Annotated in this window: 2 rRNA genes; both read right to left on the reverse strand. The window is 42.3% G+C overall.

Going from position 1 to position 636, the window contains the following annotated elements:
• Positions 1 to 348 precede the first annotated feature (348 nt).
• A 5S ribosomal RNA gene (rrf, locus tag FZD51_RS25945) occupies positions 349 to 465 on the reverse strand.
• 68 nt (positions 466 to 533) lie between these two features.
• Positions 534 to 636: ribosomal RNA gene (locus tag FZD51_RS25950) — 23S ribosomal RNA — on the reverse strand; the annotation flags it as partial.

A 636-nucleotide genomic window follows, 5' to 3' on the forward strand; every position in this document is an offset into this window, starting at 1 on the left:
TATCCGATAGTCGTGGATTTTCACCGTTGATGTCCCACAAATCGGACAAACATGGGCTTTAACAGGCATCTCTACATGTATGCGAAGCTTCTCTTCCACTTCCTCCATTGATAGAACCACTACTTCTTCAAATCCAGGCAACTTTATGTTAGAATTCATTATGCACGTATCTCCAATCTATACTTGTTTCTCGACAACTCAAGTATAAAAGACTGGATGATTACGTGCATTTTTTATGTCTCAATTTGTGTAGGAACCCCAACATTTAGTATAGAGCCATTATTAAAATCTTCTCCTTTTTCAACAAAAACACAAAAAAGAACAGTCTCACAGACTGTTCTTCGTTTTGCCCGGCAACGTCCTACTCTCACAGGGGGAGAGCCCCCAACTACCATCGGCGCTGAGAAGCTTAACTTCCGTGTTCGGTATGGGAACGGGTGTGACCTTCTCGCTATCGCCACCAGACTATTTGATTGAGGTTTTGTTCCCTCAAAACTAGATAATGCAGAAGAAGAATGACAGAGTAATCAATTGTGGTTAAGTCCTCGATCTATTAGTATCTGTCAGCTCCACGTGTCACCACGCTTCCACCTCAGACCTATCAACCTGATCATCTTTCAGGGATCTTACTAGCTT

It is taken from the genome of Bacillus infantis (genome assembly GCF_008180445.1).
In the GTDB taxonomy this organism is placed as follows: Bacteria; Bacillota; Bacilli; order Bacillales; family Cytobacillaceae; genus Bacillus_AB; species Bacillus_AB infantis_B.